General features: G+C 68.5%; 8 protein-coding genes and 2 pseudogenes. 5 read left to right on the top strand and 5 right to left on the bottom strand.

The genetic code is table 11. The features are described from left to right. Positions 1-605 precede the first annotated feature (605 nt). From GJV80_RS20045 to dnaK, 4 genes and pseudogenes are all read right to left on the bottom strand, one after another. Positions 606-1,059: pseudogene (locus GJV80_RS20045) on the bottom strand (heat shock protein transcriptional repressor HspR). Beyond that, a complete protein-coding gene (dnaJ, locus tag GJV80_RS20040; protein WP_154689416.1) occupies positions 1,059-2,258 on the bottom strand; it encodes a molecular chaperone DnaJ in 1,200 nt (399 codons plus the stop codon). Before dnaJ ends, GJV80_RS20045 begins: the two are co-directional and overlap by 1 nt. A gap of 54 nt (positions 2,259-2,312) precedes the next feature. After that, positions 2,313-3,056 carry a nucleotide exchange factor GrpE gene (gene grpE, locus GJV80_RS20035; protein WP_154689415.1) on the bottom strand — a complete coding sequence of 248 codons (744 nt, stop codon included), beginning with the start codon at positions 3,054-3,056 and terminating at the stop codon, positions 2,313-2,315. Then, positions 3,053-4,943, bottom strand: a pseudogene (gene dnaK / locus GJV80_RS20030) (molecular chaperone DnaK). Before dnaK ends, grpE begins: the two are co-directional and overlap by 4 nt. A gap of 254 nt (positions 4,944-5,197) precedes the next feature. On the opposite strand from dnaK, the gene GJV80_RS20025 reads away from it, so the two are divergent. The 5 genes from GJV80_RS20025 to GJV80_RS20005 all read left to right on the top strand — a co-directional run bounded on the left by GJV80_RS20025 (position 5,198) and on the right by GJV80_RS20005 (position 10,454). After that, positions 5,198-5,839 carry a DoxX family protein gene (locus tag GJV80_RS20025; protein ID WP_195909033.1) on the top strand — a complete coding sequence of 214 codons (642 nt, stop codon included), beginning with the start codon at positions 5,198-5,200 and terminating at the stop codon, positions 5,837-5,839. A gap of 89 nt (positions 5,840-5,928) precedes the next feature. After that, positions 5,929-6,672 (top strand): response regulator transcription factor, encoded by a 744-nt coding sequence (locus GJV80_RS20020; protein WP_154689413.1) that lies wholly within the window; start codon positions 5,929-5,931, stop codon positions 6,670-6,672. Between the two features lie 28 nt (positions 6,673-6,700). Then, positions 6,701-8,335 (top strand): HAMP domain-containing sensor histidine kinase, encoded by a 1,635-nt coding sequence (locus GJV80_RS20015; RefSeq protein ID WP_230207876.1) that lies wholly within the window; start codon positions 6,701-6,703, stop codon positions 8,333-8,335. Between the two features lie 110 nt (positions 8,336-8,445). Continuing rightward, positions 8,446-9,699, top strand: coding sequence for a sensor histidine kinase (locus GJV80_RS20010; RefSeq protein WP_195909032.1), 1,254 nt, complete (start codon positions 8,446-8,448; stop codon positions 9,697-9,699). A gap of 107 nt (positions 9,700-9,806) precedes the next feature. Continuing rightward, entirely contained in the window at positions 9,807-10,454 is a 648-nt protein-coding gene (locus tag GJV80_RS20005) for a response regulator transcription factor (RefSeq protein WP_154690398.1), read from the top strand. On the opposite strand, the gene GJV80_RS20000 is transcribed toward GJV80_RS20005, so the two are convergent. Beyond that, positions 10,455-12,119, bottom strand: coding sequence for a bifunctional 3'-5' exonuclease/DNA polymerase (locus GJV80_RS20000; RefSeq protein WP_154689411.1), 1,665 nt, complete (start codon positions 12,117-12,119; stop codon positions 10,455-10,457). It abuts the gene before it with no gap. Positions 12,120-12,130: the final 11 nt, after the last annotated feature.

The raw sequence follows: 12,130 nt of genomic DNA, 5'->3' as shown, positions 1-12,130 counted from the left end.
AAATCGACGCCAACCCGCCCGGATGCGTCCGAATTCGTAGCACGTGTTACCAAGTCGACGCTGGGGCAGGGATGGTCGCGGCATCGAGCGAAACCGTGGCAGGTGCTACGAATTCGGCGCCGAAACGCAGCGGACGCGGCGAATTCGCAGCGCGTGTTACCAAATCGACAGCGGGACGTACGACGCCGGCGGCATCGAGCGAAACCGTGACGCGTGCTACGAAATCGACGCCGAACCGCGCGGGAAGAGGCGAATTCGTAGCACGTGTTACGAAGTTGACGCGGTTTGGCGAGGTGAGGGCGAGAGGGGCGCGGGAGACCGTGTCACGCGGGAGACCGTGTCACGCGGGAGACGGTGTCACGCGGGAGACGGTGTCACGCGGGAGACGGTGTCACGCGGGAGACGGTGTCACGCGGGAGACGGTCGACACCGGAGACGGTCGACACGGGAGACCGACCACGCGGGAGGCACGGGCCGCGGGAGTCCTCGGCAACGCGAGAGGCCGGTCGCTCGGAGTGACGCAGCCTGCATAGAAGGGCCGAGCGGACCTCGTGGAAAAGGAGAGGGGGTCGAATTCAGACGCCCGTGCCGACGTCCCCGACAGATCAGGCGCGGCCGCCGGGCAAGGCCCGCTGCGGGCCGGGCCGGGTCTGGCCGAGGTGCACCCGGCCGGCCGGATCGGCGGTGAAGAATCGTGCTCCGGGCGGAGCGGCGCGGCTGGCCTGGAGCAGCTCTGTCAGGTTCCTGACCTGGGACCGGAGCTCGGTGATCTCGTCCTCCATGGCCAGGATCCGGCGGATGCCTTCGAGGTTCACGCCCTCGTCCTGGCTGAGTCGTTGGATCAGCCGGAGACGGGCGACGTCCCGGGCGGAATAGCGCCGCCCGCGGCCGCGGGTGCGGCGGGGCGACACCAATCCCATCCGGTCATAGGTCCGCAGGGTCTGCGGGTGCATACCGGCAAAGCTGCGCAGCAACCGAGATCACGAACAGCGGCGCATCCGAGTCGATCGGCTGCGGTAGCCCGGCCCCGCCGTAACCGCCGGCGTGTGCGGTGGACATCAGCCCGTCCTGGTCCCACTGGTAGCGCGACCACCGGCAGCCCGGACCTTGGCGAACAGCGCCTGCCGCGGATCACTGCTTCCCGCGGCAGCGGCGAAGCTGCCCAACGCCTCCCGGGCCTGCTCACTGAGCTGCTCGGGTACGACCACCTCGACCGTGACCAGGAGATCCCCGTGACTGCCGTCCCGTCGGGCGACGCCCTTGCCGCGGACCCGCAGGGTGCGGCCGTTGGGTGTACCCGGCGCGATCTTGATCCGGACCGCGGGACCATCCAGGGTCGGCACTTCGATCTCGGCGCCCAGGGCAGCCTCGCTGAAGGTCACCGGTGCGGTCAGCGTCAGGTTGTCACCCTTGCGGCCGAACACCGGGTGCGCCGTGACGTGCACCATGACGTACAGGTCGCCGGGGGCGCCGCCGTTCTCGCCGGCACCGCCCTTGCCCTTCAAGCGGATCCGCTGTCCGTCGGTCACGCCGGCCGGGATCCGGACCTGCATCGACCGTGCGGACCGGCCGCGGCCCGAGCCGTTGCAGACCGGGCACGGGTCGTCGACGATCATGCCCCTGCCGCGGCAGTCGACACACGGCTCGGTGACGGCGAACACGCCGCCCGAGGTCGAGGTCTGCATGCCACTGCCCTGACACGTCGGGCAGACCCGCGGCACCGTTCCGGCCTTCGCGCCGGTTCCGTGGCAGGCCGAGCACGGTGCATCGGAGATCATCTGAATCGGCACCGTGACACCGTTCACCGAGTCGACGAAGTCGATGGTGACCTCGCCCTCGATGTCGCTGCCGCGCCGCGGTCCGCGACTGGACGCCGTCGTCCGCGTCCGACCGGCACCGTTGAACAGCCCGCCGAAGATGTCGGAGAAGCTGTCACCACTACCGGAGGCGTTGCGGAACAGGTCGTCCATCGACGATGCGCCTGCCGTGTTCCCTCCGCGCGGGAAGCGGAAGCCGCCACCGCCGAAGAGCTTCCGGGCGTCGTCGTACTCCTTGCGCTTGGCCGGATCGGACAACACGTCGTTGGCCTCGGAGACCTCTTTGAAGCGTCGTTCGGCGTCGGCGTTCCCCGGATTGGCGTCGGGATGATTGGCCCGGGCCAGTTTCCGGTAGGCCTTCTTGATCTCGTCCGCCGTGGCGTTGGAGGAGACGCCGAGGACCTTGTAGTAGTCCTTCTCCAGCCAGTCCTTCGTACTCATCCCGACGTCACCTCCTCCGTCACCTGATCGAACTCTCTCACCCGATGGGAATGATCACACCTGATCGGCGGATTCGCCCGCATCGACTGCTTCCTCAGCCCCAGTGTCCCTGACTCCCGAAGCGGCCTCCGCAACGGGAGCGCCCGCTTCGGCACCGCCCGGCTGTGCGGCGTCTTCCTCGGGCTCGGCGACAGCTACCCTGGCCGGGCGGATCACCCGGTCCTTCAACTTGTAGCCCAGCTGCAGGATGGTCACCGCGGTCGGCCCGGTGATGCCGTCGGCGTGGGCGTGCATCAGCGCCTCGTGGATGCGCGGGTCGAACGGATCGCCCGGCTCGCCGAAGGCCTCGAGGCCGTAACGGGCGGCCAGCTTCTCGATCTCGTCCGCGACACCCTTGAAGCCGCCGGTGAGCTCACCGTGATCACGAGCAGCCTTGATGCTGTCGAGTACGCCGAGCAGGTCGCGGAGCACCGCTTCGATGCCCCCGGCCCGGGCGAGGTCGCGGTCGCGATCCACCCGCCTCTTGTAGTTGACGTATTCGGCCTGCACCCGCTGCAGATCCGCGGTCCGGTCGGCCACCTCGCCCTTCAACTTCTCGATCTCGGCAGCCAGTCCGTCCACCTCCGGCGCGGCTCCGGCCGGCTGCTGATCCTGCTCAGCAGCGGCCGGCGCCTCGTTCGTCGTCTGGGCGTCCGGGTCCCTGACCTCGTAGGTCTTGGGGTCGATCCGACGTCTGTCCCGGACCCTCGGACGACCGTCGTCCCTCTCGTTGTCGGCTTCGTGCGGTCCCTGGGTCACTTGGCCTCACCCGTGCTGCTCGAGTCCTGGGGCTTCTCCTCGTCGACGATCTCGGCGTCCACGACGTCCTCCTCGGACGACTCGGAGCCGGCACCCTCGCCCGAGCCCGGGGTCTGCCCGTCGCCACCGGCGGCGGCCTGGGACTGCTGGGCGGCGGCGTACATCGCCTGGCCGAGCGCGGCACTGGTGGTGTTCAGCTTCTCCACAGCGGCCTTCACCAAATCGTTGTCGTCACCCTCGAGCGCGGACTTGACCTCGGCGATCGCTTCCTCGACCGGCTTCTTGGTGTCGTCGCCGATCTTGTCGGCGTTCTCCGAAATCAGCTTCTCGGTGCGGAACACCAGGTTGTCGGCCTCGTTGCGCAGATCGACGGCCTCGCGACGCTTGCGGTCCTCCTCGGCGTGTGCCTCGGCCTCCTTGACCATCCGGTCGATGTCGTCCTTGCCCAGCGCGGAACCGCCGGTCACCTGGATGGACTGCTCCTTGCCGGTGGCCAGATCCTTGGCGTGGACGTTGACGATGCCGTTGGCGTCGATGTCGAATGCCACCTCGATCTGCGGCACGCCGCGCGGAGCCGGCGGCAGGCCGGTCAGCTCGAAGTTGCCCAGCGACTTGTTGTCCCGGGCGAACTCCCGCTCACCCTGGTAGACCTGGATCATCACCGACGGCTGGTTGTCGTCAGCGGTGGTGAAGACCTCAGACCGCTTCGTCGGGATCGTGGTGTTGCGCTCGATGATCTTGGTCATCACGCCACCCCTTGGTCTCGATGCCGAGGCTCAGCGGGGTCACGTCGAGCAGCAGGACGTCCTTGACCTCGCCCTTCAGCACGCCGGCCTGCAGGCTTGCCCCCAGGGCAACGACCTCGTCCGGGTTGACGCCCTTGTTCGGCTCCTTGCCGCCGGTCAGCTCCTTGACGAGATCGACGACTGCCGGCATCCGGGTCGAGCCGCCGACCAGAATCACGTGATCGATCTGATTGACGCTGACCTTCGCGTCCTCGATCACCGCGTGGAACGGCGCGCGGGTGCGATCGAGCAGGTCGTTGGTCATCCGCTGGAACTCCGAGCGGGTCAGCCGCTCCTCCAGGTGCAGCGGGCCCGACTCACCCAGCGTGATGTAGGGCAGGTTGATCTGGGTCTCGCTGGCCGAGGACAGTTCGATCTTGGCCTTCTCGGCCGCCTCCTGCAGACGCTGCCGGGCGATCTTGTCCTTGCTCAGGTCGACGCCGTTCTTGTTCTTGAACTGGGTCACCAGCCAGTCGACGACCCGGGAATCCCAGTCGTCGCCACCGAGCCGGTTGTCACCCTTGGTCGCCTTCACCTCGAAGACGCCGTCACCGATCTCCAGCAGGGAGACGTCGAAGGTGCCACCGCCGAGGTCGAAGACCAGGATGGTCTGCTCGGTGTCGGCCTTGTCCAGGCCGTAGGCCAGGGCCGCGGCGGTCGGCTCGTTGATGATGCGGTCCACGGTCAGGCCGGCGATCTCACCGGCCTCCTTGGTGGCCTGCCGCTCGGCGTCGGAGAAGTACGCCGGGACGGTGATCACCGCGTTGGTAACGGTCTCGCCGAGGTAGGCCTCCGCGTCCCGCTTCAGCTTCTGCAGCACGAAGGCGCTGATCTGCTGCGGCCGGTAGTCCTTGTCGTCGATGGACACCTTCCAGTCGGTGCCCATGTGCCGCTTCACGGAGCGGATGGTCCGCTCGACGTTGGTGACGGCCTGGCGCTTGGCGACCTCACCGACCAGCACCTCGCCACCCTTGGCGAACGCAACGACCGACGGAGTCGTACGCGACCCCTCGGCGTTGGGAATGACGGTGGGCTCCCCGCCCTCGAGTACGGCGACGACCGAGTTGGTCGTGCCCAGGTCGATGCCGACTGCACGAGCCATGTGTGTTCTTCCTCCGGTGCTGTATCTGTGTGTGGTTCGGGAATTGCATCTGGTGCAACGTCCCAGCCTTGAGTCTATTCCACTCAACTTCGCCCTTGAGCGGGCCTGGCTCAACTATGCACGAAGTGCGGAGCAACTTCAATCCGGGTTGAGTCCGAATGGCTCAGGTCATGGCTCGGCGGGGGATCACCCTGACCGAAGCCGTGCGGCGTGTAGCCTCAGAAACCGGCCAGTTGTCGCCTAAATTGATGATCATGGCCGGATTCCTGAGAGTCGTACGCAGCCTCGTCCTCCTGCTGGCACGGATCGGCCTGGGCGGCATCCTGATCCTGCACGGGTGGCGCCGGTGGCAGGAGCAGGGCATGGACAGCCAGATCGCCTATCTGCGGACCTTCGCCACCCCCTTCGCCAACTACGCGGCCTGGGGCGGCACCATCATCGAACTGGTCGGCGGCATCTTCCTGATCGTCGGCGCCCTGGTCCCGCTGGTGGCTGCCGTCGTGGTCGCCGAGCAGGTGCTGATCATCGCCTACACCAGTTGGTACAAGGGCTGGAACCTCGCCGAGGTGAACGGGGGCCAGGCGACCTGGAACGGTGGTTGGGAGTACAACGTCATCCTCGGTCTGCTGGCCCTGCTGCTGGTGGTGTACGGCAGCGGTGCGGTCGGTGTCGACCGGCTATTCCGCCGTCGCACCAAGGACGAGGGCGAGGACGCCCAGCCGGAACCGGAGCCGCGGCAACGCCTGGAGCGCCGGACCGAACCGCGCCCGGCAACGCCCGCGACATCGACCGGCACCGGCACGCCGAGCACTGCCCCACCCAGCACGCGCGATCGGTCGACCGGCCCGGCCCCGAGTGAAAACACGACCGACACACTGATCCGCCCGCGCGGCTGATCGGCCCGCCGCCGATCCTCGGACCGTCTCACAGGAAACTCATAGCCAACACCCAGCGCGGCCGAAGCTGCTGCTGGGATCGTTGAGGCATGGCGCGTACTGACCTGCAGACCCAAGCCGTGCCGCTGACGCGGCCTGACGGGAGCCCCATCCGGGTGCTCGCTGTCGACGACGAGCGAAGCCTCACCGAACTGCTCTCGATGGCGATGCGCTACGAGGGCTGGCAGGTGACGACGGCCGGATCCGGTGTCGAGGCGGTCCGGGCAGCCCGGGAGGTACGCCCGGACGCGATCGTGCTGGACATGATGTTGCCCGATTTCGACGGCCTCGAGGTGATGCGCCGCATCCGGGCCGAGGACCCCGATGTCCCGGTGATCTTCCTGACCGCCAAGGACGCGGTCGAGGATCGGATCGGTGGGCTGACCGCCGGCGGTGACGACTACGTGACCAAGCCGTTCAGCCTGGAGGAGCTGATCGCTCGGCTGCGCGGACTGCTACGGCGGACCGGTGCCGGCTCGGCCCGCGAGGAGTCCTCTCTCGTGGTGGGCGACCTGGTGTTGAACGAGGATTCCCACGAGGTGTACCGGGCCGGGCAGGAGATCTATCTCACCGCCACCGAGTTCGAACTGCTGCGCTATCTGATGCGCAACCCGCGCCGTGTGCTGTCCAAGGCCCAGATCCTCGACCGGGTCTGGAACTACGACTTCGGCGGTCAGGCCAACGTCGTCGAGCTCTACATCTCCTATCTGCGCAAGAAGATCGACGCCGATCGCGCTCCGATGATCCACACCATGCGAGGCGCGGGGTACGTCCTGCGTCCCGCCGCCGAGTGACCGGGTCGACGACCGGAAAGACTGCGTCGTGACCACTGCCGCGCCGGGTCCGGACCGCCCGAACCCCGGGCAGCCTCCGGCCGCACAGCCGGCCCCGGCCCATGGTGCCGACGCCACCGGTGCGGGCACTTCGGCGCGGGGCACCTCGCGGGGAACCTTGTCGCGGGGCACCTTCGCCCGCGGGACCCTCGGCCGACAACTGCTGGTGCGGGTGCTGCTGATCGTTGCGGCGATCGCTGTACTGCTCAGCGGCGCCAGCACCTTGACGCTCAGCCGGCAACTGACCGGCAACGCCGACCGACAACTCTCCGCGATCGTCGACCGGCTGCGTGCTCCCGGCGCCGGCTTCCAGACCGCGGACGCCCTGCTCAGGGGCGGCCAGCCGATCGGCACGCTGTACGCCGCCTACGTCGCCGGGAGCGGAGAGGAGGCAGATTCCGGGAGACTCGCTTCGACCCGCGGACCCCAGGTGATCAAGGCTGCGCTCACTGATGCCGTGGTGGCCCAGCTGTCCCAGATCGACCCGAATGACGGACCGACGACCATCCGGTTGAAGGGCCTCGGCCGTTACCGGGTGGCCGGCTATCCGGCGGTCTTCAACGACAACCAGCAGGGCACCCTCGTCGTCGGTATCCCGCTCTCCGACACCGACCGGGTGCTTTCCCGTACGGTCCTGGTTGCCCTCAGCGTGTCCCTGCTGGCCCTGATCGGTGCCGCGGTGGCTGTCCAGGAGGTCGTTCGCCGCAGTCTCCGGCCCCTGAACCGGGTTGCGGCGACGGCGCAGCAGGTGTCCCAACTGAAACTCGATCGGGGTGACGTGACACTGGCCCTGCGCGTGCCGGAGGCCGATGCGGATCCGGTCTCCGAGGTCGGCCGGGTCGGCCAGGCGTTCAATCACATGCTCGACAACGTCGACCGCGCTCTGGCCGCCCGCCAGGCCAGCGAGACCAAACTCAAGCAGTTCATCGCCGACGCGTCCCACGAACTCCGCAACCCGCTGGCATCGATCCGCGGTTATGCCGAGCTGACTCGCCGGGAGCGGGACCAACTTCCCCGCGACACGGCGTACGCCCTGGGCCGGGTGGAATCCGAGGCCGAGCGGATGTCGTCCCTGGTGGAGGACCTGCTGTTGTTGGCGCGGCTGGATTCCGGCCCTGCCATCGAGGTCGGGCCGGTCGACGCGACCGAGTTGCTGATCAACGCCGTCAGCGACGCCAGGGCTGCCGGCCCCGATCATCACTGGTCGCTGGAACTGGGATCGCTGGGCCAGGGGAACGATCCCCCGCCCGTGGTCATCGGGGACCGCAACCGGCTCTACCAGGCCGTGGTGAACCTGCTGGCCAACGCCCGGACCCACACACCGGCCGGTACGTCCGTCCGCGCCGGACTGCGGGTCGAGGGCCAGGAGGTGGTGATCAGCGTCAGCGACAACGGCCCGGGCATCCCCGCCGACGTCCAGGGTCGGGTCTTCGAGCGGTTCAGTCGTGGTGACGACAGCCGTGCGCGGAACGGGGACGAGGCCAGGGGCAGCACCGGACTCGGGTTGGCGATCGTCGCCGCCGTGGCCGAAGCTCATCACGGCCTGGTCCGGGTGTGGAGTGTCCCGGGAGACACCCGCTTCGAACTGAGACTGCCCCTGGCGGCCGCACCCGATCCCACCTGAGCAACCCGTCCGATCCAGCCCGCCGATCCGGCGGCCTGGGGTTATCCCCACCCGGAAATCGCCGGTTCCCCTGATGGCGCGTGGCACGGCGATCAGCGAAGCTTGGGGTTGTGCGTAGGGGTGTGGCGATCGGCCAACTGGTTCGCCGGACGGTCGGCGACCTGGGCTTTCTGGTGTCAACGTTCTTCGTCGCGCTTCCGGCGTTCATCGTCTGCATCGTGCTGTTCGTCGTCGGCGTCGGCACCATCCCCATAGTCGTCGGCTTCCTGCTGCTGACTATCAGCCTGGCGACGGCCGGCAGCTTCTCCCAGATCCACCGCAACCTGCTGTCCGGTCGGGGTTTCGAGATCGCCCGCCCGGTCTACCCGACCCGCACGAAAGGCCTGCGCAGTCGGTTCCGCCGGCTCACCCACACCCAGTCCTGGCGGGAGCTGCTGCACGTCCTGCTGATCTTCGTCGTCGGCACCGCGACCTTCCCTGTCGGTCTGGTCTGGTGCATCGCCGGGCCCGGCGGACTGCTCTATGCGATCTTCGGCATCTGGATGCACAACGTCGACGACGGGCTCGGCTGGCTGCTCGGCCTGCCGGGCCGGGCCGCCGAGATGGTCATCTACCTGTTGCTCAGCCTGATCGTGGTGGCCACCGCACCGTACGTGCTCCGCGGCCTGGTCCTGTTGCACGTCGGCATCGCCCGCGGACTTCTCGACGACGAAGCGTCCCAACTCCGCGAGCAGGTCAGCCAGCTGGCGACCAGCCGGGCCGCTGCCGGCGAGGCCGAGGCACACACCCTGCGCCGGCTGGAACGCGACCTGCACGACGGACCGCAACAACGGCTGGTCCGGCTCGGGATGGACATCAGCGCCGCCGAGCGCCGGATCACCACCGACCCGGACCAGGCCCGGGAGATGCTCCGCTCAGCGCTTGCCCAATCCCAGGAGGCGCTCGCGGAGATCCGTACGCTGTCCCGCGGCATCGCCCCGCCGATCCTCTCCGAGCAGGGACTGCGCGCCGCGATCACCGCGCTCGCCGCCCGGTCGACCGTCCCCACCACGGTGGACGTCGACGACGTGCCGCTGTCCGACGCCGCCCAGAACGCCGCCTACTTCGTCACGGCCGAGGCCCTGGCCAACATGGCCAAACATTCCCGCGCGTCATCCTGTTCGGTCGAGTTGCGTCGGGCCGGGGCGATCGCGCTGATCACCGTCACCGACGACGGCATCGGCGGCGCCTCCGCCGCCAAGGGCCACGGCCTTGCCGGCCTGGCCGAACGGCTGCGCGGGGTCGACGGGTCACTCGCCGTCCAGTCTCCCACCGGTGGCCCGACCCACCTGACCGCCACCATCCCGTTGATGAACCACGAGTGAGCGAACCGATGACCAGTGCGGCAATCACCGGTTTCGCGACGACGAGTGTTGCGACGACCGGCCGAACCGATACCGCGTTCGCACCGTCGTACGAAACACTGGCGGGTATGCGTGTTCTCGTCGCCGACGATTCGGTACTGCTGCGCGAAGGACTGATCCGGCTGCTGGCCGAGGTCGGCTGTGATGTCGTCGACGCGGTCGGGGACGCGCAGAGCCTGGTCGACGCGGCGGCCAAGCACCGGCCCGACGTCGCGGTGGTCGACATCAGGATGCCTCCGTCCAACACCGACGACGGGCTCCGGGCCGCCGTCGAGGCGCGAACGGCCAATCCCGATCTTGGTGTGTTGATGCTGTCGGCCTACATCGAGCTGTCCTATGCCGATGTGCTGCTGTCCGACGGCCGTGGCGGCGTCGGCTATCTGCTCAAGGACCGGGTCACCTCGCTGGACACCCTGGCCGATGCGCTGCGCACCATCATCGAGGGCGGCACGGTGCTGGATCCGGAGGTTGTCGCCCAGTTGCTGGTCGCCCGCCGCACCCAGGACCCGTTGGCCAAGCTGACGCCACGGGAACGGGAGGTGCTGGCACTGATGGCCGAGGGGCGCAGCAATTCCGCGATCGCCCAGCGACTGGTGGTCACCGGAGGCGCCGTCGAGAAGCACGTCTCGAACATCTTCACCAAGATCAACCTGCCCGATGTCGGATCCGACAACCGGCGGGTGCTGGCGGTACTGGCCTGGCTCAAGGCACGTTGATCATTTCGCCTGGCCGTAATTGTCGACGATCGCCACCTCGAGGGCGAACTCGACACCGCTCTCGCCGAAGAGCAACCGGCCGGCGGCGGCGGCGGCGTCCTTGATCAACTCCGCAGCAACGTCGGCACAGTCGGCCGGGCTGTGCACGATCACCTCGTCGTGCAGGAAGTACACCAGATGTGGTCGGGCACCCGGCGTACCGAGATCGACCAGGCGCTGTCGCAGTCCGGCCATCCAACACAGGGCCCATTCCGCGGCCGTGCCCTGGACCACGAAGTTCCGGGTGAACCGTCCCCAGTCCCGGGCCTGCTGCCGCGCCCGGCGGACCTCCTCGGCCGGGGCGTCCCCGCCGGCCGCCAGCCGTTGTTGCTCCCGCCAGGACTCCGGTGGACGCGGCGAACGCCGGCCGAGGAAGGTGCTGACGATCTCGCCCCGTTCACCGGCCCGGGCCGCTTGCTCCACCACTCCGGTGGCCCGCGGATAGGCCTGGATCAACCGCGGCATCAGGTTGCCGCCGTATCCGGTTGTCGCGCCGTACAACGCGCCCAACATGGCCACCTTGGCATGCGCCCGGGTGTCCACCACGCCGGTGTCCACCAACCCCTGATAAAGATCATGACCGTGCGCCGCGGCGGCCATCCGGTCATCCCGAGCCATGGCCGCCAGCACCCGGGGTTCGAGCTGCGACGCGTCGGCAACCACCAGTTTCCAACCCGGGTCGGCCCGGGAGGCCGATCTGATCTGTTTTGGCAACTGCAGCGCACCGCCGCCGTCGGTGGCCCAGCGGCCGGTGACCACGCCGCCGACCACATAGTCCGGCCGGAAGCGTCCGCCGGTGATCCAGGTGTCCATCCAGGACCACCCGTTGGCCGACAGCAGCCGGGACAGCTTCTTGTACTCCAGCAGTGGCTCGATCGCCGGATGATCGATCTTCTCCAGTTCCCATTTGCGGGTGCTGTTGACCTGGATCCCGGCACGATGCAGGGCATCGATCAACGTCACGGGCGAGTCCGGATTGAACGGGCCGACCTCCAGGGCGCCGATCAACGCGTCGACGACGGCCTGCAGCTTGGCCGGCCGCTCGCCGTAGCGCGGCCGCGGACCGAGCATCTCGGTGAGCAGCCGATCATGGACCGCCACGTCCCAGGGCAGGCCGCTGTGGGCCATCTCGGCCGCTATCAGGGCACCGGCCGATTCGGCCGACAACAACAGCCGCAGCTTGGCCCGTCGGATCCGTTCCTGGTCATCGAGGTCGGGTGCCGGCGCCAGATGATCCTGCTGACGGCGGTGCTCGGCGATCACCTCGTCCAGGTCGACCCGGTCGTCGGATAGCTGGTCGTCGAGCAGGGTCGGCTCCGCGTCGACGCTCCCCTGCCGCCGCCAGCGATCATCGGCGGCCAGGCTCGGTTCATGTCCGGCAAGGATGGCGTGGCACAGCCGCAGATCCTGGCAGCGCTCGACCCGTACACCCCGGTCGAGCAGCCGGGGATAGATCGCGGCGGTGTCGGCCCAGACCCAGCGGATCCGGTCCGCCGGCGCATCGATCAGGCTCGGAAGCCGATCCAGCTGGTCGACCGAGAGCTGTCGCGGTTGCACCGGCAGGCCGTCCGACAGCGGGGCCACCAGCAACCGGCTGCCGCTCTCGTACGCCACCGCCACGTCCACGACGGCAGCCT

This window comes from Microlunatus sp. Gsoil 973, assembly GCF_009707365.1.
Taxonomy (GTDB): Bacteria; Actinomycetota; Actinomycetes; order Propionibacteriales; family Propionibacteriaceae; genus Microlunatus.
The sequence above is the reverse complement of the archived record's forward strand: the minus strand, read 5'-3'. Positions and strand labels throughout refer to the sequence as shown.